Below are 19,960 nucleotides of genomic sequence, written 5' to 3' on the forward strand. Positions count from 1 at the left end.
GTGCGGATCAGGAGCCGGATCGGCATGGCAGTGAAGGACGCGGAGACCTTCCACGTCAAGGCGACGCTGCCGGCCAAGGACGGTTCGCCGCAATACCGCATCCGCAGTGACCGCGAGAACCACGAACGGGTCACCACGGAAGACAATCTCGAGGGAGTTGAAACGGCGGCCGAATAGGCCCGACGTTTCGCTAGAAGGAAGGATACGACCATGGCCAAGGGCCAGCAACGCAGCAACCGCGAAACCAGAAAACCCAAGAAGGAAAAGGTCGAGGTCAAGGCGACAGCCGCCTTCGGCTCGCAGGTCAAGCAGGCCGAGACCGCTTCCAAGGGCAAGCCGAAGGGCTAATCTCACCCACGGGTGGCTGGAGGCGGATGTGAACTTCGTCATCGAATTCTATCGTCTGCGCGAAGAAGACGGCGCACACGCCACCCTCGACCGGATTTCGCTCGAAGCGCCGGACCTCAAGGCGGCCCTCGAGGCCGCCGGCTCGCTTTTCCACACGCTTGCCATGCCGCAGACCCCGGACCATGTCCGCGTTTGCGACAGGGCCGGCCGTGAGCTCTATGCCGGCCCGGCTTCGGGCACGGAGCCGGCGTCGCCGTAGAGGATCGCCAGCAGCCTGCCCGCGGGCGCCCTGACCTCCGCTATGGCTCCGGGCGTTCGTCTCTCGAAAAGCCAATCTTGCGGCTTTCGTCCGCTACGCGGACCGCTCCTCACTCCTCAGGCTCGGTCGTGAATTGCAGCGGATAGCCCTTGGCGCGGCCAGCTTCGCTCGCGCGCGTCGCCTTGGTCTCGGCAACATCCTTGGTAAACACCGCGACCACGCACACCCCACGCCGATGGGCGGTGATCATCACCCGGTGCGCCTGATCCTCCGACATATGGAACTCACCCTTGAGCACAGTGACGACGAAGTCGCGCGGCGTATAGTCATCGTTGATGAGGATGACCTTGTGCAGCTTCGGCCGCTCGGTCTTGGGGCGCAGCTTGGTACGTGGGACGGTGATGGTTTCGGGCATCGCGGCCAACCGATCAAAACACCTGCTACCATATGGGGCCGACACAGCAGCCAGGCAACGGTGTCGGGTTCGTTCGAAACCATAGCGCCAGTCGCCCGTTGTGGTGCAGGATGGCTGCTGGGTAACAAACAATCTTTTGCGAAGGACTGTCGGACTTAGGCTTGGCCAATCGTCCTGAGAACAGTGGCAATGAGAGGAGACCACCATGTCATATGTCGATGGATTTGTGCTCGCTGTGCCGAAAAAGAATATCGCCCCCTACAAGGAGATGGCGCGGACGGCAGGCGAGGTCTGGAAAGAACATGGCGCCTTGGCCTATGTCGAGTGCATGGGCGACGACGTGCCTCAAGGCGAAGTCACCTCCTTCCCGCGCGCGGTGCAGGCCAAAGAAGACGAGATCGTGATCTTTGCGTGGGTCGTCTATCGCTCGCGCGACGAGCGCGATGCCATCGTGAAGAAAGTGATGGCCGACCCGCGCATGAAGAGCGATCCAGCGCAGTGGCCGTTCGACGGCAAGCGCATGATCTTTGGCGGGTTCGACATGTTTCTAGACATGTAGCCGAAAGCGGCGGTCGCCGGCAGGCGCCGGTGCCACCCGCCCTTGGATGCGGAGACGCAAATGCCTGATCGAACAGCTTCTTGTTGCTGTGGCCAGTTGCGCATCGACGTTCAGGGAGAACCTCTTGGCATCGGCGTGTGCCACTGCCTTGCCTGCCAGCGCAGGACGGGAAGCGTATTTGCGGCGCTGGCCGGTTTTGCCCCGCCCTACAAGGTTTTTGGCGCCGCGACCGAATATGTGCGCGTCGGTGACCAGGGTTCGAAATTCAGGTTCCGCTTCTGCCCTGTTTGCGGATCGACTGTCTTCCACACCGAGGAAGGCGCGGAAGCGTCCTTTGTGGCTGTCGCTGTCGGCGCATTCGCCGATCCGAGCTTTCCRCCACCTCAAGATTCGGTTTACGACTGCCGACGGCATTCCTGGGTACAGCTTCCGCCTGGCATAGCGATCTACGACAAGGATCCGGTTTAGCCGCAAGCGCCACCGGCACAAACGACAGCGGTTTGACCAGGATCAAACCCCGCACTGCTTGGGCGGGGTAGTTTGCTTGAAGACAACACAAGGAGCAAACGATGTCGAACACGCCTCACACGCTGGGTGAAGAATTCCCCGGCAAGCTCGAAGCGATCCACGCGTTGAAGGCGCAGGATGCAAATTTCGCTCGTGTTCTCCAGGAATATGACGAAGTGAACGACCAGATCCACAAGGCCGAAACCAACCTCGAACCGGTCAGTGAGGAGCACGAGGTTACATTGCGCAAGCGCCGGCTCGCCTTGAAGGACAAGATTGCAAGCGCGATCACTGCTTGATGTAATCCGCGCGCGCTCCCCGCGAGCACGGAGTGACGTGCCTGCTCGCGGAGACCATTGACCCCAACGCCATTTCCGCTGATAAGGGCCACCACCCGCATACAGTGCATGAACATGAAATTCACGCATAGGTCGCAGGCGGGGCGGCCTTGGGAATGGATTTTTTGCATGCAACGTCTTTCGACGAACGACGTACCGGCACGCGAGCGGCTGGCCTTCCTGCATGATTTCGTGGCGCGGCATGTTGCCGGGCTGCGCTTCAGGCCCCTCGACAGCGAAACCTTCGCTTTCGACCTCGCCGCCTATTTCCTCGACGCCGGCACGACAGTCGGCACGGCGTGTTATTCAGCCGTTCTCGGCGAACGCCCCAAGGACCTGATGGCCGACGGCCGGCAGGACTATCTCATGACCATCCACACCTCCGACTACGAGGTGGCGATCGCGGGTAAGCCTCCCCTTCTCATCAAGGCAGGCGACATCACCCTCGTCAATGAAGGCACGCCCATGGCCTTCGCCCTGCCCGCAACCCTGCTCAAGGTCGTCTCGCTCAACGAAGCGCGGCTCGCCGCCCTTGCCCCACGCGTCCGGACCAAGGCGTTTCATCACATCCCCATGGCTTCAGCGAGCGCGCCCTTGCTCAGCGGCTATGCCGATCTGTTGCGTGCGTCCGCCCCCTCCGGCGAAGCGGCGTGCAGGCTGGCTGGCAAGCACCTCTACGATCTCGCAGCCTTGGTCATTCAAGGTGCGACCAACGAGGCCGCAGAACCCGTGCGCGCCAGCATAAGCGCGGCGCGGCTGGAACTGGTCAAGGCCGAAATCCTCCGCTACCTGACCGACCCGGAACTGAGCGTCTCAGTCATTGCACGGCGCCAGGGCGTGACCCCGCGCTATATCCAGCGGCTGTTCGAACAAGAGGGCCTGACCTTTTCCGAGTTCCTGCGCGACGCGCGGCTCGATCTGGCGCGCCGCACGCTCGAGGCGGCGGGAACGGCCACGGTGTCGGCGATCGCCTTCGACACCGGCTTCAGCGACCTGTCCTATTTCAATCGGGCCTTTCGCCAGCGCTTCGCGGCGACCCCGAGCGAGATCAAGGCCGCAGCCCTCCGCCGCCGCCAGTAGTCGCGGCTCTATCTTCCATCAGTTCGCGCCAGACCATATCTGTTCGCCCTGCGCCAAGACGCTCGCCCTTTGGCCGTCGTAGAGCGATGCCGTGGCGGACCAATGCATCCGACGGGCGGGGGCGCTCTTCGAACGCATGTGTGGCCGGCCATCGGCGGACCGTCGACTGGGCAGAGTCGGCGGTCCGCGCATGGGCCGTATCCACGGAGTTCGCGCCAACTCCAGCGAAATCGAGAGAATCATGAATAGAGCGATTGCATTGATCCTGTGCGGCGCGCTTGCCGCCTGCAGCCAGACCACAACGACCACCAGCACGGTGAAAGCAGCCGGAGCGCCCAAAGCAGCGGCCCAGGCCGCACCGAAGGGCAAAACCGGGAAAATCACAGCGGCGCAGCGCTGCAACGAAGCCATGCAGAAGGCAGCGAACGCTGAGACCAACGCGGCGATGCTTGGCGGCGCCTTGTCTATGGTCGGCGGATTCGGCGGCTTTGCCGGGCGTGGCGGCGCGGTGGTGGCCCAGGCCGYATCGGTGGGAGGTTCACTGATGCAGGCCAAGGCTCAGAACGATACCGACAAGGCGCTTGAAGCGGAGTGCGTGGGATGAGCTTTTCTCTCAAACGCACGCTCGGCGGCCTGTTGGCGGCAAGCCTGGCACTGGGCACCTTCGTTCTGCCGGCTCGGGCATTGACGATGGATGAGGTCGGCAAGGTGGTACAGCTATTGGGCGAACTGGAACCTGATCTCGGCCGCCTCGCTTATGACGAAGAAGAAGCCGACCAGTGGTTCGATGACGACGCCGACATGAACGGACACATCGCCAAGGCCGGTTTCACCCGCGAAAGCTGGAAACACGCGCTCGACGCCACCTTCCGGGGCTATCTCGCAACGATCCCGAACGACCGGCTCGAAGCAGCGTTTTCGGGCCTGACGGAGAAACTGGATGCCAGCGACCTGAATGACGAGCAGAAGGCCGAAATGCGCAGTTTCGTTAAGACCAAGATTGCCGAAACCCGCAAGCTTCGCGCCGAAGGCCTGCAATATGTCGATGTGGTTCAGCCCTACGGAGCCAAGCTGAACGAGTTGTTGGGCGATGGGGAGTGAGGCTGGGATTCCTTCTCCCTGTTTACGGGGAGAAGGTGGCCCGAAGGGCCAGATGAGGGGCAGCTCCAAATTCTGAGAGGCTAGTGCTGCCCCTCATCTGCCTGCCGGCTTCTTCTCCCCGTGAACGGGGAGAAGAAGGCTCTCACCGCCTCAGCACCGCCGAAAGCACGTCGCGGATGCCGATGGCGCCGACGAAGCGCGACTGGTCGTCAAACAGCGCCACCGGCGAAGTCTGCGAACGGTGCATGGCAAGCATCACCAGCTTGAGCGATGTGCCCGGCTTGGCCCAGAAGACATGCGAGGCCTCGTCGGGCGACTTCTCGATGTCATCGACGGAGACCCAGACGGCCGGCTGGCCGTTGCGCTCGGCGGCCGCCACCAGACCCTGCTTGTCGATCTTGAAACGCGTCGTCTTGCGCCGGTCGAGCCAGACCCAGCCCTCGCCGGCGTCCTCAAGATCGCGGCGGTCGCGCATGACGTTCCATGCCGTCAGCACCGACAGCGGGTTCACATTGGCGATGAAGTCGCGGACATAGTCGTTGGCAGGGCGCAAGACGATATCTTCGGGCGGCCCGGACTGGACGATGCGCCCGCCCTCCATGATGGTGATGGTGTTGCCGATCTTGAGTGCTTCCTCAAGATCGTGGCTGACGAAGATGATGGTCTTCTTCAGCGTCTTCTGCAGTTGCAGAAGCTCGTCCTGGAGCTTCGTCCGGATCAGCGGATCGAGCGCCGAGAACGGCTCGTCCATCAACAGGATCGGCGCTTCGGTGGCAAAGGCGCGCGCCAGGCCGACGCGCTGCTGCATGCCGCCGGACAGTTCGTGGGCGTATTTCTTGGCCCATGGCGTCAGATTGACGAGTTCGAGCTGCTTGCCGACTTTTTGCTTGCGCTCGGCCTCCGGCATGCCGGCGAGTTCGAGGCCGAGGCCGACATTTTCCTCGACAGTGCGCCATGGCAGCAGACCGAACTGCTGGAACACCATGGCGACCTGATGCTGGCGCAGGCGGCGCAACGTCGCCTCGTCGCAGGAAACGACGTCGACCATCTTGTCGCCGTCCTTGACCATGACCTGACCACGCGAAACGATGTTGAGGCGGTTGACTGCGCGCAGCAGCGTCGACTTGCCCGAGCCCGACAGGCCCATCAGCACCGAAATCTCGCCCTCGTTGACGGTGAGATTGGCGCCCGCGCAGCCCAGCACATTGCCGGTCTTTTCAAGGATCTCGGCGCGGGTCGCGCCACTGTCGATCAGGCTGAGCGAGCCCTTGGTGTCGGTGCCGAAAACGATGTCGACATTCTTGAAATCGACGGCGACGTTCATTTCTTGCCTCCCACGCCAATGCGCGTCATGCGGTCGAGAACGATAGCCAGCACAACGATCGCAAGGCCCGCTTCAAGTCCGAGATCGATCTTGCGCGAGCCGAGCGCCCGGTTGATTTCGGTACCGAGGCCACCGGCGCCGATCAGCGCGGCGAAGACCACCATCGACAGCGACAGCATGATGCACTGGGTAAGCCCCGCCATGATGGTGGGCAGCGCCGCCGGCAGTTCGACCTTCCACAACAGCTGGCGCTTGGTGGCGCCGAAGGCCTGGCCGGCCTCGATGATCGCTGTCGGCACCGACACGACGCCGAGATGGGTCAGGCGCACGGCGGTAGGGATGACGAAGATGATGGTGACGATGAGGCCAGGCGCGTTGCCGAGGCCGAACAAGGTGAGCACCGGGATCAGATAGACGAAGGTCGGCAGCGTCTGCATCAGGTCGAGCACCGGCAGCATGAAGCGATAGACCTTGGGCTTGTGGGCGGCCCAGATACCAAGCGGCACGCCGATCAGCATCGAGGCGGTGGCGGCGGCGACGACCAGCACAAGCGTTTCGACAGTCTGCTTCCACAGACCCTGGTTGATGATGAACAGCAGGCCAAGTGCCACCCCGATTGCCAGCGCCCGCGAGCGCTGCAGATACCAGGCAAGCAGCGCGATCAGCGCGACCGCTACAACTGGCGGCAGGAACAACAGCCCATCGACCAGCCCGTTGAGCAGGAAGTTGAGGCCGTTGGAGAAGCCGCGGAAGACGGTGTTGAAATTGTCGGTCAGAAAAGTGAAGAACGCCTTGCCCCAGGCGCCGATGGGGATCTTGTAGGCTGCAAGAAATTTCGAAATCGGATCCATGTCGCCCCCTCGCGCTGTCTGGAAAGGCGATTGCGCCGCCCCTCACCCTTACCCTCTCCCCGTAGGAACGGGAGTCGTCAGCGTCGCGACAGCCCCCTTCTCCCCGTCCTTAACGGGGAGAAGGTGCCGGCCCTTCGATAGACTCAGGGTCGGATGAGGGGCTACGCGACGCCGACCGTTTGCTTTTAGCTGCCGAGAGCCGCCTTCACGGCAGCGGCGGCATCGCCGCCGTCGAAAGTAGTCACGCCGGCGAGCCAGGGTGTCACCGCATCGGCATTGGCCTTGAGCCATGTCGTTGCGACGTCGTTGGCGTTACCACCCTTGAGGATGGCGTCCATCATGGTGCCTTCCATCGCCAGGTTGAACTTGAGGTTGCCGAGGAACTTGCCGACGTTCGGACATTCGGCGACGTAGCCCTTGCGCACATTGGTGCTGACGGTAGCGGCACCAAAGCCCGAGTCGCCCATGCCGTCGAGATAGGTGATCTTCATATCGCCCATCACAGGATGCGGCGTCCAGCCAAGGAAGGCGATCCATTCATTGGACTTCATCGCTTGCTCGGCCTGGGTCAGCATGCCGGCCTCGGACGATTCGACCAGTTCGAAACCTTCGAGATTGTCGGCCGGGTTCTTGATCATATCAAGGATGATCCGGTTGCCGTCATTGCCGGCTTCGATGCCGTAGATCTTGCCGTCGAACTTTTCCTTGAACTTGCCGAGATCCGTCAGCGTCTTGACGCCGGCTTCCGCGACATAGGTCGGCACGACGATGCCGTAGCCGGCGCCGGAGAGATTTTCGCCGATGGTCTCGACCGAGCCGTCGGCGGTGTAGTCCTTGATGTCGTTGGTCATCGACGGCATCCAGTTGCCGAGGAAGACGTCAAGATCCTTGTTCTTCAGCGAGGCATAGGTGACTGGAACCGACAGCTGGATGACTTGCGGCTCGTAGCCGAGTGCCGTGAGCAGCACCGAAGCGACGCCGGTGGTTGCCTGGATGTCGGTCCAGCCGACGTCGGAGAGCCGTACCACCTTGCAGCTTTCCGCATCGGCAGCGAAGGCAGCGCCGGTCGAAAGGAACGTCGACGCGCCGATGGCGACGGCGAGTGATTTCATGCGCGACATATAGATTTCTCCCATTCGGTATTTGATGGCAACGCGTTAGTGTTGTTGTTCGTCTTTGTCGCGAGCCAAACACCATTTTCCTTTGGATTCAAGTGACATGACCCAACGACAGACGCCGCAGGCTGATCCATCAGCGACATCGCACCAGTTTTTTGCGGTGGATGGCGACGCAGGCACCTCCCCAGCGCCGGCAGCTTCGGAATAGAAGAGCGACATGGCCAAGCTCTATTTCCACTACGCCACGATGAACGCCGGSAAGACGACGATGCTTTTGCAGGCATCCTACAACTACCGCGAGCGCGGCATGACCACGATGCTGTTCATCGCCGGTCATTATCGCAAGGGCGACAAGGGTTACATCTCATCCCGCATCGGACTTGAAGCCGAGGCCGAGATGTTCCGTGGCGGCGACGATCTCTTCGCCCGCATCGCCGAACACCATGAGCATACGACCGTTCACTGCGTCTTCATCGACGAGGCGCAGTTCCTGGAAGAAGAACAGGTCTGGCAGTTGGCGCGGGTCACCGACCGTCTGAACATCCCGGTGATGTGCTACGGGTTGCGCACCGATTTTCAGGGCAATCTGTTTACCGGTTCGCGCGCGCTTTTGGCCATCGCCGACGAGCTGCGCGAAGTGCGCAGCATCTGCCGCTGCGGCCGCAAGGCAACGATGGTGGTGCGGCTCGGCGAAGACGGCAAGGTCGCCCGCCAGGGCGAACAGGTGGCGATCGGCAAGGACGTCTACGTCTCGCTGTGCCGGCGCCATTGGGAAGAAGAGATGGGCCGCGCCCAGCCCGACGACTTCATCGGATTTGTGTCGCGGGGCTAAGTAGCTTCGTCTTAAATGCTTTTTGCGGGGCGCTTGCGTCTTTCAATCGAAAGATGCGGCACATATATTCGCCCCCACTACAGCGCATTCGACACCGGAGGAACGTATGGCTACGCTACAGAATTTCGATGCCGAAATCGCCAAGACCCAGCAGGTCGTGCAGGACATGCGCTCCAAGATCGAGCAATCGGGAACCGTGCTCGACAAGATCGCCACGACAGACGCCAAGATCGGTGCGGCCGACTTCGACATCGAAAATGCGCGCATCCAGGACGTGCTCAAGCAGCAGCAGGTGATGGAAGGCAACATCGCCGACCTGATCATCGGGCTTGAGGACGCAACCAATGTGTTCGGCTCCGAATTCGAGAGCATGAAGAGCTTCACCGGATGGGAAACCTTCATCGGCATATTCTCGGCCGCCAGCAAGCAGCGCATGCGCACCGACCGCGTGCGCAACATGTCGCTGGCCGGCAACCTGCAGGAGCTTCTGGTCAAGTCCGACACCATCGTCGGCATCCTCAAGGCACAGAAGCAGGTGCTCGACGAGCGCTACAAGACTTCGGAGACCAGCCTTTCCCAGGTCATTGAGCGCCGCAAGACGACGATGAACAATCTCGAAGCAACGCAAAAGCGGATCGAGGAGCTGAACCCGCTTCTGCTCGACATCGAAAACAAGATCGCCGCTTCGACCAGCCAGAAGGAGCGTACGAATCTTGAATCGGAGCGCTCCAAGCTCGCCACCGAATATAATGAGAAGCAGGCCAAGGAGCAGGAGCTTCTGGCCGAGAGCCAGACGCTCGAACGCTACACCTCGATGTTCCAGACCTTCGTCGATTCGCTGAACAACCAGATCGCGGCGCAAAACACGCTGATCAACAAGCTGACCATCGATACCGAGCAGCGCATCGTGCTCTACAAGGCGCTCGAGGATTCGCTGAAGACGGCGGCGCAGCAGGACGTTGCCCACAAGATCAACACGCTGGGCTCGAAGGTCGACAACACCGCCGAAGAAACCATGGCCGGCATTGGCGCCGCAGCCCAGAAGCACATTGGCGACCTGCTCCAACTGCACGAGAAAAACATGGTTGCGACCGCCGACATCCAGCGCCGCAAGAAACTCGCCGACGACGCCTTCGCCCGCCGCTTCGACGACGTGCTGAAGAAGCACAACGCTTCGGATTATGTGCAGAGCTGAGGCGGCAACATAGACAAAGCTTCGCGCTCTATGACACCCCCCTCTGTCCTGCCGGACATCTCCCCCGCAAGGGAGGAGATCAGCAGCAACCTCCGCCTCGCCCATTCTCGAACGTCCAGGATTGGCCGGGGCCGTACTGAAGGCCAATCTCCCCCCTTGCGGGGGAGATGTCCGGCAGGACAGAGGGGGGTGGGACGGAACGCAAGCACAGCAGGCACGGCAGCATGACCCCCACCGACGACCCAGCCGTCCGCTATTTCGACGCGATTGCGGCGGCGCTGARCGGGCTCGAAATCTTCATGCGCGACGACCGCTCGCCGCTTTACCGGCACGGCATCGTTGCCAAGGTCGCGGCCGAATACATTGCGCGGCTGGAACGGTCCTTCGCCTGCTGGCGCAACCGGCTCGGTTTCATGGAGACCTTCAAGATTTCCCGCGCCGAAAGCGGCTTTCCGGTGTTCCAGAACGTGCTGGAGCTCGAAAACGACCGCCGCACCGCCGCCCAGCGCCTCGCAAGCATTCCGCCTCCAGGCGAGTTGCGCGAGGAGATGGCCGACTTCATCCTGCGCCACAAGGAATTCCCCGAGGCCCTGCAGCGCTCGATGGCCGAGCGGCTCTACCTCGAAGACGTCAAGGATGGCGTGACCTTCAGTCCCTTCATCCTGGCGCAGACAGCCAAGGTGTCGGTCAACCCGAAGTCGATGCGGCCTTATTACCTCGTTCACTGGGGCAGCTTCGACGGCAGCGCCAACCTGCCACTGATCTACATGGCGACGGTGGAGGATTCCTCCCAGGCGATGGTCGACCAGCTTGTCGACGCCCAAACCGGAAAACTCAACGAAAAGATCGACATTCCGCTTCCTGTCGAAGGGTTGCTCAATCCCGACCTCGCGCATCGCTTCGACGATTTCACCGAAAAGAACTCGGCCTATTCGCTCTCCCCGCTGACCGTTGCGACCAATCTCGACAAGGATTTTCCCGAACTGCACCCTAAGCAGCTCCGGCGCATGGTGCTCGGGCCGTTCTATTCGGCCGGCATCACCGAGCACAATTCGACCGTCAGCGAGGTGCTGTCCAAGGTGCGCAAGGCGGACAACGCCTGGCTTTTGACCTGGACCATCCAGGAGGTCTATTCGAAGGCCGAAAAGCCGGGACGCCAGGGCCTGTGGTCGAGCGAACCGGCGAGCGAGGAATTTTTCATCAACACCGACGATCTCGAAGCCGCGCGCCAGGGCGTGTCGAGCTACGAAAAACACGCGCTGATCCCGCATGAGGCCTACCAGGCGCTCTACGCGGCGGGCGAAGCCGACAAGATTTTCGCGGGCTACAAGGTCCATATCCTGTCCAAGGGACAGGTGATCAGCGATGTGTAGCGCATCACTTTTTGAGGTTGGCTCAGCCCCTCACCCTTACCCTCTCCCCGTGAACGGGAAGAGGGAGGCGTCGTCGTTGCGGCCAGCCTCCTTCGCCCCGTCCTTGCGGGGAGAAGGTCCGGCAGGGGATGAGGGGCAGCGCCAGCTCTCCCCCGAAAAAACGAGGGTTCAATGGACACCGGCCTGACGACGATTTCCGAAGCCGACATCGAAAAGCACCGCGCGACCGCGCAGAGCTTCATCACCCGCATCGTCGTGCTGGAGGATTCCTCCGGCCAGTCGGGCACGGCCCTTGCCGGCACCAACCGCCGCTTCGTTTCCACCGTGTCGACAGGCTCGATCCGCAAGACGCGCGAGGTCGAGCTGCAAAAGACCGTCGGCGCGATTCGCCCCGACGACCAGCTGATGTCGATCCCTCAGCACACGCTGCTGTTCCGCGCCCGCCGTGGCATCGCTGTGGCGCTTGCCGTTTCCGACATCTTTTCGCGCTCGACCGATCTCGAAGCGCTGCAGGCGAAGAACGCGCGCGCCCCGCTCGAAGGCGACGAGGCCAGCCACTTCAAGAAGCTGCTGTCGGCGTCGGCCTATGTCGCGGCCTTCACGCTTTCCTCCTATCTCGCCCAGCTGATCGACAGCGACGGCGAAGCACCCAACGACGTCACCGAACCCGACTTCCTGTTCGACACGCCGCAGGACGCGGTGAAGTCGATCGTCTCGGGTCTCGACCGGTCGCTTTCGGGCGCCAAGGACGACGCCGACCTTTTGACCCGCGGCCGCGCCTTCGCCCGTGTCGCGATCGGGGGACTGCTCCAGCGCAAGAGCCGCTTCGACGGGCTCGGTGCCTTCGAAAACGCCCATATCCGCATCGACGCCGACGACTTCACCCTCGACGGCTTCGACGTGGCGCCCGGCAAGAAGTCGAAGCCGCTGGTGATGACCTTCAAGAAGCCGGAAGAGGTCGTCGGCAACCACATCGCCAAGTTCCAGTCGGTCAGGCTCGCCAAGATGCTGATGGCCTATGATTTCGACCGCGAGATGAACCCCTTCGTCGAGCTTGGCGGCTTCCTGTTCACCTTCATCGGCGATGGCGCACCCGGCACCGGCAAGACCACGCTGATCCAGATGATCGCGGGCCTCGTCAACAACTATTGCCAGGTCGCAGGCTATCCCTTCGCCTACGAGAATTTCGGCGTCGACCAGATCTCCTCCTACCAGGGCAAATCGGGGCAGAACTGCCGCCAGTTCATCAACAACGTGCTCAACCCTCGCGCCATCGGCTTCGGCACCATCGATGATATCGACCAGGTGGCAGCCAAGCGCTCCGACGACCGGGCCTCCGCCGGCCAGCAGGAAATAACAGGCGTTCTGATGGACGCATTCGCCGGTGCCGGCACCGTGGTGCGCGGCAATTGTTCATTCGGAATGTTCTCCAACTATCCCGAAAACGTCGACGACGCGCTCAGGCAACGCGCCGGCGCGCGCTGGCTTGTCGACGGGCCGCAGACCCGCGACGACTATATCGACATCTTCGTTCTGCTCGCCGGCAAGAACCATAAGATACCGCTCGGCGAGCACCAGCTCTACGCCGCGCAGGAAATCCAGCGCGCCGTGACCGAAGCCTATGAAGAGCATGCAAAGCCACAGGAAGACGGGCTGGAAAAGGTCTTCGAGCGCTTCATGAAGGACAATGGCGCGCCGAAGACGCTGGCCGATGTCGGCACCTACCTGCACATGATCAAGGAGGCCGAGCCGCGCTTCACCGGCCGCGCCATCAAGAACGTCACCGACGCGATCAAGATGCGCGCCATGGACATCGAACTGCCCGACGAGTGGTTCGAAAAGCCCGAAGCCTTCATGCACAAGGGTTATGAAGAGAAAAAAGCGATGATCGAGGAGCTGCGCGGGCCGTTCTCGATGGACATGGTCATGCAGGAGATCAACCGCTACGCCGACTCTGAGTTCCGCTACGCCGACAAGTCGGACGACGCGGCGGTGTCAAAGCTGCTCCGAGATGCAAGGCTCAGGGAGCGTGCGGCGAAGGAGATGGAAGAGCTGAAGGCGAAGGGGTTGTGGAATGCGTAAGGCCTTCCTTCTCCCCGTTYACGGGGAGAAGGTGCCCRAAGGGCGGATGAGGGGCAGCGCTATGCGTGGCGGCAATGAAAACAAGGTCACAAGGGCAAGACAACTTCGCAAGACGGAGAACGACGCCGAGGAAATGCTATGGCACGAACTGCGTGGGCGACGACTGAATGGCCATAAGTTTGTCCGGCAATTGCCGATCGGCCCGTTCTTTGCTGATTTCGCCTGCCGCGAAGCCAATCTGGTTGTCGAAGTGGACGGGAGCCAGCATGCCGGCAGCATCACCGATCGCTTTCGCGACGAGACTATGAACCGAAATGGCTGGTCGGTACTTCGGATCTGGCATGCAGACGTTTTGCGGGATCGACGCCCTGTTTTGGAAACGATTGTTGCTGCGCTTGACGGAAGGCTGGATCACAAGGTGACATCGCACGAGATCAAATTCCTTCCCGCCACGTCCAACGCAGGTGGAAATTCGTGAACGTTTTAGCTGCCCCTCATCCGCCCTTCGGGCACCTTCTCCCCGTGAACGGGGAGAAGGCATAGATGGATCTCCTCCGCGACAACGAACTGATCTACGGCCGGCTTTTGCCGATCGACGAGCCGCACCTGGTCGACCGTTACAACAAGGCGCTGAAGGCGTTCGGGTTGGAGCCGACGAAGCTGAAGAGCTTCCAGATCGACCGCACCGGCTTTTCGCCCAAGATCGCCGAGGAACTCGACGATTACCAGTATCTCGACCCCAACGAGGTCAACCGCCGCTTCATCATCCTGACGCCGTCGCAGATCGACCTGCCTGTCGTGCACACGGCGTTTTCCAACACCTCGCAGCTGCTCTACGAGTTCATGACCAAGAACCAGCGCGCCATCGATGCGCTGACGATCAAGGATGTGATCTACGGCGAGATCGAGGATTCGGTCTCCAAGGTCGAAGACATCGAGGACCTGTTGTCGATCAGCCAGGTCGAATTCCGCGTGCTCTCGGCCGAAGACGTGCTCGGCAAGGCAGCCGAACTCGGCAAGCTGGTCGACAGACTGAGGCAGGAGCCAGATGCCTGGCGCGATGACGCCATGCTTCAGCGCATGGTCGAGCTGGCGAAAGTCTGCGGCGACATCCGCGAGAACGCGCTCGTGCCGGACCAGGTGATCTTCCGTCACAACGCCTTCTGGACCAGCCATTTCGGCGGCGTCTACGTCTTTGTCGACCCCGATGTGACGACCGTTATCTCCGATCCGGCGGCCCCCGGCTTCCGCCGCTCGCGGCCATGGCAGGTGAGCTATCTCTCGATCAAGGACGCCGACAAGGTGTTCAAGTTCCTCGCATCGACCGGCCGGCTCGACCTGCCGCGCGCCTCATGGGTCGAAAGCTCCGGCTATCTCGAACACCGCGCCGAGATGGCGGTGCGCGCGCTGATCCAGCAAGCCGAGCCCAATCGCAACATCGGTGAGGTCGACAAGGTCTGGCTGCAGACATGGATTCATGGACATGCCGATGCGATCAACCGCGACGGCATTTTCCCCTTCCTCAACAGCGCCAAGCGCGAGATCGCCCAACTCGGCCAGCTGAGGCTCGAAGACGTCGCCCCGTTGCATCGTTTCCTGGTGGTACGCGCCAAGACAGACCATCCCGATGCCTGGCTGACCAACCGTCTGATCTCGGAATTCGTGCCATCGGATTTTGTGTCGCGCTACGTCTTCAACAAGCAAGGTTTCTATAAAGACTACGAAGAGCTCAACGAGACCTGGCGATCCAATGTTGTGGACACGCTGAAAAACTCATATCTGAATGACAAGGCGGCGTTCCGCGCACAGCTCTATGGCCTGACCGACTGAGGGGATTCATCCATGCTTGATCCGATCGTGAATTTCTTCACCCGGATATTCCAGTTGATCGGGCGTGGCATTGGCTTCGTCATCGGCATCATCTTGTGGCCGTTGATGTGGCTCGGCCGCTGGTATCTGCAGCGCAGCTGGGTGCTGAGAGCCATTGTCGGCCTGATCATTGCCAGCATCGTCGGCCTCTACGCCTATTTCTTCTACGTCACGCAGGTCTGGAAAGACTTCGATCCCGACTACCCGGCCCGCGTGGTCGCGAGTTCGAAAACCGCCCAGGCGGCAAACGCGCTGGCTGGTGAACCGATCGCCGCTCCGACGGCTGCGACAGGCACCACAGCGGCACCCGCGCCACAAGTCTGCAAGCGTTCCGAAATCGCTGCCGTCTCAGCCGATCTGGTCGACTTCAACGTCAACCGCAATGCCTGGATTTCCTCGATGCTGGCGTCGAAGATGGGCTTCTTCGGCATGCCGTGGCGCAATACGCCCTTCATGGACAATAAGGCCGCGTTCCAGCTTGGCATCAACCAGGTGCTGCGCCGCACCACCACCGAGCTTGTCGATGCACTGGGCCGCGCCCGCGGCACCTCACGCATCGATCAGAACCTGCAGGACGCGCGTACCGCGCTGGCCTGGGACGAAGACGCCTGGTACATCGGCCTGCGCGGCCCGACGCGACCGACGCCCAGCGTCTACCGCGAGGCTATCCAGAAGCTGAACGCCTTCAATGCCAGCCTCGAAAAGTGCCAGGCGACGTTCGACGCCCGCGCCGACAACCTGCTCCAGTTCCTCGACCGCATTGCCGGCGACATGGGCTCGACTTCCGACATCCTGCGCAGCCAGATCGAGGCTTCCGACGCCGGCTGGTTCGATCCGCGCGCCGATGACCGCTTCTGGTTCGCTTACGGCCAGCTCTATGCCTATTACGGCATGCTGAGCGCGACCCGCGAGGACTTCTCGGCCGTGATCCGCGAGCGCAACCTGACCACTTTGTGGGACACCATGCAGACCCAGATGCGCGACGCCCTCAACATGCAGCCCTGGATCATCTCCAACGGCAACGAGTCGAGCTCGCTTTTCCCTTCGCATCTGGCGACGATGGGCTTCAACCTGCTGCGGGCGCGTTCGCAGATCGTCGAGATCCGCGCGGTGCTCGACCGATAAGGTGCCGTGCGCCCGTCTGGGCGCGCATGCCTCGCCGACCGCGGGCCCTGTCGCAATCCGTGCATTGGGCGGCTGTTTTGAGACGGCAAGCAACAGCGATGTCGCGCTTGTATGGCCGCGACAGGGTGGCCGTGGCGTCATCCAGGTAATTATTCCGGAGGAGCCGTCATGGCCGAATTCAAGACCGACATCGAGATAGCGCGTGGGGCGAAGAAGAAGCCGATCCAGGAGATCGGTGCCAAGATCGGCATTCCGACCGAGCATTTGCTGCCTTACGGCCACGACAAGGCGAAGATCTCGGCTGAGTTCATCGCCGAGGCGCGCAAGAAAAAAGACGGCAAGCTGATCYTGGTCACCGCGATCAACCCGACACCGGCCGGCGAAGGCAAGACCACGACGACCGTCGGCCTCGGCGACGGTTTGAACCGCATCGGCAAAAAGGCSATCGTGTGTATCCGCGAAGCCTCGCTTGGACCCAAYTTCGGCGTCAAGGGCGGTGCGGCCGGCGGCGGTTATGCCCAGGTCGTGCCGATGGAGGACATGAACCTCCACTTCACCGGCGACTTCCACGCCATCACCACCGCGCATAACCTGTTGTCGGCGCTGATCGACAACCACATCTACTGGGGCAACGAGYTGGGCATCGACACCCGCCGYGTCGTCTGGCGCCGGGTGATGGACATGAACGATCGCGCCTTGCGCGAGATCAACTGCTCGCTTGGCGGYGTCGCCAACGGTTTTCCRCGCGARGCMGGCTTCGACATCACGGTGGCGTCCGAAGTCATGGCGATCCTGTGCCTGGCRACCGATTTGAAGGACCTCGAAAAGCGCCTCGGCGACATCATCGTTGCCTATCGCCGCGACAAGACGGCCGTTTATGCCCGCGACCTCAAGGCCGACGGCGCGATGGCGGTGCTGCTCAAGGATGCGGTGCAGCCCAATCTGGTGCAGACGCTGGAAAACAACCCGGCCTTTGTCCATGGCGGCCCGTTCGCCAACATTGCGCATGGCTGCAACTCGGTGGTCGCCACCACGACCGCGCTCAAGCTCGCCGACTATGTCGTCACCGAAGCCGGCTTCGGCGCTGACCTGGGTGCCGAAAAGTTCTTTGACATCAAGTGCCGCAAGGCCGGTTTGAAGCCCGCCGCTGCGGTCATCGTTGCCACCGTGCGCGCGATGAAGATGAATGGCGGCGTCAAGAAGGAAGATTTGGGCAAGGAGAACGTCGAGGCGGTGAAGAAGGGCTGCGCCAATCTTGGCCGCCACATCGAGAATGTGAAGCAGTTCGGCGTGCCGGCGGTGGTGGCGATCAACCACTTCTATTCCGACACCGACGCCGAAATCCAGGCGATGAAGGCCTATGTCGCTTCGATGGGCGAAGAGGCGATCGTGTGCATGCACTGGGCCAAGGGTTCGGCCGGCATCGAGGAGCTCGCCCACAAGGTGGTCAAGCTCGCTGAATCAGGTGCCTCGCAGTTCGCCCCGCTCTACCCCGACGACATGAAGCTGTTCGACAAGATCGACACCATCGTCAAGCGCATCTATCGCGGCTCGGAGGCGATCGCCGACAAGTCGGTACGCGACCAGCTGCATGCCTGGGAAGCCGCCGGCTACGGCCATCTGCCGGTGTGCATGGCCAAGACGCAATATTCGTTCTCGACCGATCCCAATTTGCGCGGCGCSCCCACCGGCCATGTCGTGTCGGTGCGCGAGGTCAGGCTTTCGGCCGGCGCCGGCTTCATCGTCGCCATCTGCGGTGAGATCATGACCATGCCCGGCCTGCCMAGGGCACCCTCGTCGGAAAAGATCTTCCTCAACGAACAGGGCCAGATCGAAGGCCTGTTCTAGGCCGGAAGCTTTCTCCCACGGCGCTCCTATCCACCCTCCTGTCCCCCAGGCCCGGAGCGCCCTTCAAGGCCTGGCACCATGTGTCAGGCCTTTTTTCTGCCAAACGTCGAGCCATCTTTGGGCGGCACGGCTCACCCACACCCGACGTATCGATGAAAGGCAAAATGTTGCCTATCAGTAAAATTTCTTGCACTTGGATATTGCCCTAGCGGCAATTTTGGGTTCAAATGTTCCCAACAATATCCGCCTTACGGCAAGGCCAAGGGCGGGGAACAATATGGAGGAGTACCAAAAATGACAGCTTCATGGCGTTTTTCGGCGTTGGGCGATCGCCACCGTGCCCTGGGTTCCAAACTGGAAGACTGGAGCGGCATGGGCACAGCCTGGAGCTACGACAAGGACGCGGACGAGGAATATATCGCGATCCGCACCAAGGCMGGACTGATGGATGTTTCGGGCCTCAAGAAGGTCCACATCACCGGCGCGCACGCCTCGCACCTGATCGACCTGTGCACCACCCGCAACCCCGAGAAGATCTATCCCGGCAAGTCGGTCTATGCCTGCATGCTCAACGATGCCGGCAAATTCACCGACGACTGCGTCATCTACCGCATGGGCCCCAATTCGTGGATGGTCGTGCACGGCGCGGGTTCGGGTCATGAGGAACTGACGCGCGCCTCGATCGGCCGCGACGTCTCGGTGCGCTTCGACGACAATCTGCACGATCTGTCGCTGCAGGGCCCGCTTGCCGTCGACTACCTCGCCAAGCACGTGCCCGGCATCCGCGACCTCAACTACTTCCACCACATGCAGACCCAGCTGTTTGGCCTGCCGGTGATGATCTCGCGCACCGGCTACACCGGCGAGCGCGGCTACGAGATCTTCTGCCGCGGCCAGGACGCGGGCACGATCTGGGACACCATCGTTGCCGAAGGCAAGGAGATGGGCATCATCCCGACGCGCTTCACCACACTCGACATGCTGCGCGTCGAGAGCTACCTTCTGTTTTACCCGTACGACAATTCGCAGAAGTATCCGTTCGCGAACGAGGGTCCTGGCGATACGCTGTGGGAGCTCGGTCTCGACTTCACCGTCAGCCCGGGCAAGACCGGCTTCCGCGGTGCCGAAGAGCACTATCGCCTCAAGGGCAAGGAGCGCTTCAAGATCTTCGGCGTGCTTCTCGACAGCGACAAGGCAGCTGACGAAGGTGCCGAGATCTATCGCGATGGCAAGAAGGTCGGTGTCGTGACCTGTGCGATGTATTCGCCGCTGGTCAAGAAATCGATGGGCATTGCCCGTCTCGACGTCGACTGCGCCATCGTCGGCACGCCGCTTGAGATCCGCAACGCCAGCGGCACGGTCAAGGCAACCGCCCAGTCGCTGCCGTTCGACGATCCCAAGAAGCTGAAGCGGACGGCAAAGGGCTGAGACCTTGGACAGTGCACCGGTGAAGACGATCCTCAGTCGCCCGGTCTACGGAATATTGTCCCCGCAGGCCGGAAAGAGCCACCTTCTCATAGCGGACGCCGAAGGGGCGTCCGCGATCCTGGACATGGCGAAAAAGGCGCCTGACGGCTTCTTCGCCAATGCCCACATCATGTTCATACCGGGCCGCACGGGCGATAGCTTTCAGGCATCGCTGAAGGCGTTGGCACCGGCCCAGTATTATGAAGGGCMATCGGTCGCGGCAGCGTTGCCGCGCCTGAACTGGACGCTCGCCAACGCCCATATGGGCC

Annotated in this window: 21 protein-coding genes and 1 pseudogene; 18 read left to right on the forward strand and 4 right to left on the reverse strand. The window is 61.7% G+C overall.

Features of this window, described 5'->3' with window-relative positions:
• The first annotated feature begins 210 nt into the window (after positions 1 to 210).
• The gene (locus tag AC1DUU_RS05370) at positions 211 to 348 is read left to right on the forward strand and encodes a hypothetical protein (RefSeq protein WP_476782388.1); all 138 of its coding nucleotides are present in this window, start codon (positions 211 to 213) and stop codon (positions 346 to 348) included.
• 28 nt (positions 349 to 376) lie between these two features.
• Positions 377 to 607, forward strand: coding sequence for a hypothetical protein (locus tag AC1DUU_RS05375; protein ID WP_476782389.1), 231 nt, complete (start codon positions 377 to 379; stop codon positions 605 to 607).
• 109 nt (positions 608 to 716) lie between these two features.
• On the opposite strand, the gene clpS is transcribed toward AC1DUU_RS05375, so the two are convergent.
• Positions 717 to 1,022 carry an ATP-dependent Clp protease adapter ClpS gene (gene clpS, locus AC1DUU_RS05380; protein ID WP_476782390.1) on the reverse strand — a complete coding sequence of 102 codons (306 nt, stop codon included), beginning with the start codon at positions 1,020 to 1,022 and terminating at the stop codon, positions 717 to 719.
• Positions 1,023 to 1,227: 205 nt separating this feature from the next.
• On the opposite strand from clpS, the gene AC1DUU_RS05385 reads away from it, so the two are divergent.
• From AC1DUU_RS05385 to AC1DUU_RS05410, 6 genes are all read left to right on the forward strand, one after another.
• Positions 1,228 to 1,581 carry a DUF1428 domain-containing protein gene (locus AC1DUU_RS05385; protein ID WP_476782391.1) on the forward strand — a complete coding sequence of 118 codons (354 nt, stop codon included), beginning with the start codon at positions 1,228 to 1,230 and terminating at the stop codon, positions 1,579 to 1,581.
• 60 nt (positions 1,582 to 1,641) lie between these two features.
• Positions 1,642 to 2,049: a GFA family protein gene (locus AC1DUU_RS05390; protein ID WP_476782392.1), complete on the forward strand. Its 408-nt coding sequence runs from the start codon at positions 1,642 to 1,644 to the stop codon at positions 2,047 to 2,049.
• Between the two features lie 101 nt (positions 2,050 to 2,150).
• A complete protein-coding gene (locus AC1DUU_RS05395) occupies positions 2,151 to 2,387 on the forward strand; it encodes an HP1242/YdcH family protein (RefSeq protein ID WP_476782393.1) in 237 nt (78 codons plus the stop codon).
• A 168-nt stretch (positions 2,388 to 2,555) separates the two neighbouring features.
• Positions 2,556 to 3,506, forward strand: a complete 951-nt coding sequence (locus AC1DUU_RS05400; RefSeq protein ID WP_476782394.1) for a helix-turn-helix transcriptional regulator — start codon at positions 2,556 to 2,558, stop codon at positions 3,504 to 3,506.
• 190 nt (positions 3,507 to 3,696) lie between these two features.
• Positions 3,697 to 4,110 (forward strand): hypothetical protein, encoded by a 414-nt coding sequence (locus AC1DUU_RS05405; RefSeq protein WP_476782395.1) that lies wholly within the window; start codon positions 3,697 to 3,699, stop codon positions 4,108 to 4,110.
• Positions 4,107 to 4,607, forward strand: a complete 501-nt coding sequence (locus AC1DUU_RS05410) for a hypothetical protein (RefSeq protein ID WP_476782396.1) — start codon at positions 4,107 to 4,109, stop codon at positions 4,605 to 4,607. Before AC1DUU_RS05405 ends, AC1DUU_RS05410 begins: the two co-directional genes overlap by 4 nt.
• Before the next feature lie 142 nt (positions 4,608 to 4,749).
• Here the strand turns inward: AC1DUU_RS05410 and choV are convergent, their stop codons facing one another.
• The 3 genes from choV to choX form a co-directional block, all read right to left on the reverse strand.
• Positions 4,750 to 5,931, reverse strand: coding sequence for a choline ABC transporter ATP-binding protein (gene choV, locus AC1DUU_RS05415; protein ID WP_476782397.1), 1,182 nt, complete (start codon positions 5,929 to 5,931; stop codon positions 4,750 to 4,752).
• Positions 5,928 to 6,782: a choline ABC transporter permease subunit gene (gene choW / locus AC1DUU_RS05420; RefSeq protein ID WP_476782398.1), complete on the reverse strand. Its 855-nt coding sequence runs from the start codon at positions 6,780 to 6,782 to the stop codon at positions 5,928 to 5,930. The genes choV and choW overlap by 4 nt, the downstream gene beginning before the upstream one ends.
• Before the next feature lie 185 nt (positions 6,783 to 6,967).
• On the reverse strand, positions 6,968 to 7,903 hold the full coding sequence (gene choX / locus AC1DUU_RS05425) for a choline ABC transporter substrate-binding protein (protein WP_476782399.1): 936 nt from the start codon (positions 7,901 to 7,903) through the stop codon (positions 6,968 to 6,970).
• 214 nt (positions 7,904 to 8,117) lie between these two features.
• Here choX and AC1DUU_RS05430 point away from each other — a divergent pair, with 214 nt between their 5' ends.
• From AC1DUU_RS05430 to AC1DUU_RS05475, 10 genes and pseudogenes are all read left to right on the forward strand, one after another.
• Entirely contained in the window at positions 8,118 to 8,732 is a 615-nt protein-coding gene (locus AC1DUU_RS05430; protein WP_476782400.1) for a thymidine kinase, read from the forward strand.
• Between the two features lie 106 nt (positions 8,733 to 8,838).
• The gene (locus AC1DUU_RS05435) at positions 8,839 to 9,927 is read left to right on the forward strand and encodes a hypothetical protein (protein ID WP_476782401.1); all 1,089 of its coding nucleotides are present in this window, start codon (positions 8,839 to 8,841) and stop codon (positions 9,925 to 9,927) included.
• Positions 9,928 to 10,151: 224 nt separating this feature from the next.
• On the forward strand, positions 10,152 to 11,300 hold the full coding sequence (locus AC1DUU_RS05440; protein ID WP_476782402.1) for a hypothetical protein: 1,149 nt from the start codon (positions 10,152 to 10,154) through the stop codon (positions 11,298 to 11,300).
• A gap of 171 nt (positions 11,301 to 11,471) precedes the next feature.
• A complete protein-coding gene (locus tag AC1DUU_RS05445; protein ID WP_476782403.1) occupies positions 11,472 to 13,382 on the forward strand; it encodes an AAA family ATPase in 1,911 nt (636 codons plus the stop codon).
• 61 nt (positions 13,383 to 13,443) lie between these two features.
• Positions 13,444 to 13,860, forward strand: a complete 417-nt coding sequence (locus AC1DUU_RS05450) for an endonuclease domain-containing protein (RefSeq protein ID WP_476782404.1) — start codon at positions 13,444 to 13,446, stop codon at positions 13,858 to 13,860.
• A 65-nt stretch (positions 13,861 to 13,925) separates the two neighbouring features.
• Positions 13,926 to 15,212, forward strand: coding sequence for a DUF6638 family protein (locus AC1DUU_RS05455; RefSeq protein ID WP_476782405.1), 1,287 nt, complete (start codon positions 13,926 to 13,928; stop codon positions 15,210 to 15,212).
• A 12-nt stretch (positions 15,213 to 15,224) separates the two neighbouring features.
• On the forward strand, positions 15,225 to 16,376 hold the full coding sequence (locus AC1DUU_RS05460) for a DUF2333 family protein (RefSeq protein ID WP_476782406.1): 1,152 nt from the start codon (positions 15,225 to 15,227) through the stop codon (positions 16,374 to 16,376).
• A 168-nt stretch (positions 16,377 to 16,544) separates the two neighbouring features.
• Positions 16,545 to 18,224, forward strand: a complete 1,680-nt coding sequence (locus tag AC1DUU_RS05465) for a formate--tetrahydrofolate ligase (RefSeq protein WP_476782407.1) — start codon at positions 16,545 to 16,547, stop codon at positions 18,222 to 18,224.
• 294 nt (positions 18,225 to 18,518) lie between these two features.
• A complete protein-coding gene (locus AC1DUU_RS05470; RefSeq protein WP_476782408.1) occupies positions 18,519 to 19,652 on the forward strand; it encodes an aminomethyl transferase family protein in 1,134 nt (377 codons plus the stop codon).
• Between the two features lie 19 nt (positions 19,653 to 19,671).
• A pseudogene (locus AC1DUU_RS05475) lies at positions 19,672 to 19,960 on the forward strand (hypothetical protein); the annotation flags it as partial.

It is taken from the genome of Aminobacter sp. P4_H6_2 (genome assembly GCF_056400805.1).

Coding starts and splice junctions, on each gene's coding strand:
- AC1DUU_RS05385 (WP_476782391.1), top strand. CDS start 1,228: ATGTCATATGTCGATGGATTTGTGCTCGCTGTGCCGAAAAAGAATATC.
- AC1DUU_RS05455 (WP_476782405.1), top strand. CDS start 13,926: ATGGATCTCCTCCGCGACAACGAACTGATCTACGGCCGGCTTTTGCCG.
- AC1DUU_RS05450 (WP_476782404.1), top strand. CDS start 13,444: ATGCGTGGCGGCAATGAAAACAAGGTCACAAGGGCAAGACAACTTCGC.
- choW (WP_476782398.1), bottom strand. CDS start 6,782: ATGGATCCGATTTCGAAATTTCTTGCAGCCTACAAGATCCCCATCGGC.
- AC1DUU_RS05395 (WP_476782393.1), top strand. CDS start 2,151: ATGTCGAACACGCCTCACACGCTGGGTGAAGAATTCCCCGGCAAGCTC.
- AC1DUU_RS05370 (WP_476782388.1), top strand. CDS start 211: ATGGCCAAGGGCCAGCAACGCAGCAACCGCGAAACCAGAAAACCCAAG.
- AC1DUU_RS05435 (WP_476782401.1), top strand. CDS start 8,839: ATGGCTACGCTACAGAATTTCGATGCCGAAATCGCCAAGACCCAGCAG.
- AC1DUU_RS05460 (WP_476782406.1), top strand. CDS start 15,225: ATGCTTGATCCGATCGTGAATTTCTTCACCCGGATATTCCAGTTGATC.
- AC1DUU_RS05400 (WP_476782394.1), top strand. CDS start 2,556: ATGCAACGTCTTTCGACGAACGACGTACCGGCACGCGAGCGGCTGGCC.
- AC1DUU_RS05445 (WP_476782403.1), top strand. CDS start 11,472: ATGGACACCGGCCTGACGACGATTTCCGAAGCCGACATCGAAAAGCAC.
- choX (WP_476782399.1), bottom strand. CDS start 7,903: ATGTCGCGCATGAAATCACTCGCCGTCGCCATCGGCGCGTCGACGTTC.
- choV (WP_476782397.1), bottom strand. CDS start 5,931: ATGAACGTCGCCGTCGATTTCAAGAATGTCGACATCGTTTTCGGCACC.
- AC1DUU_RS05410 (WP_476782396.1), top strand. CDS start 4,107: ATGAGCTTTTCTCTCAAACGCACGCTCGGCGGCCTGTTGGCGGCAAGC.
- clpS (WP_476782390.1), bottom strand. CDS start 1,022: ATGCCCGAAACCATCACCGTCCCACGTACCAAGCTGCGCCCCAAGACC.